Below are 366 nucleotides of genomic sequence, written 5' to 3'. Positions count from 1 at the left end.
CCCGAGCTTCAGTCGCACTACACGGTCGTTCTGTTACTCTTTATGAGAAAGCGTTCCCGCTTTCAGAGCAATGTTCAAAGAAAGCTCATGACCAATTTCTAGCCGACCTTGCGAGCATTCTACCGAGTAACACCACACCGCTCATTGTCAGTGATGCTGGCTTTAAAGTGCCATGGTATAAATCCGTTGAGAAGCTGGGTTGGTACTGGTTAAGTCGAGTAAGAGGAAAAGTACAATATGCAGACCTAGGAGCGGAAAACTGGAAACCTATCAGCAACTTACATGATATGTCATCTAGTCACTCAAAGACTTTAGGCTATAAGAGGCTGACTAAAAGCAATCCAATCTCATGCCAAATTCTATTGT

Annotated in this window: 1 protein-coding gene; it reads left to right on the top strand. The window is 44.0% G+C overall.

The window, feature by feature from the left end; all coding sequences use genetic code 11:
- A partial coding sequence (locus BB427_RS08920; protein WP_139119051.1) for a transposase occupies positions 1–366 on the top strand: 366 nt, incomplete at both ends.

The sequence above is a fragment of the Pseudoalteromonas sp. BMB genome, from assembly GCF_001709235.1.
Lineage (GTDB): Bacteria > Pseudomonadota > Gammaproteobacteria > Enterobacterales > Alteromonadaceae > Pseudoalteromonas > Pseudoalteromonas maricaloris.
Note: the sequence above shows the minus strand (reverse complement) of the source record. Positions and strands in the feature narration are given on the sequence as shown.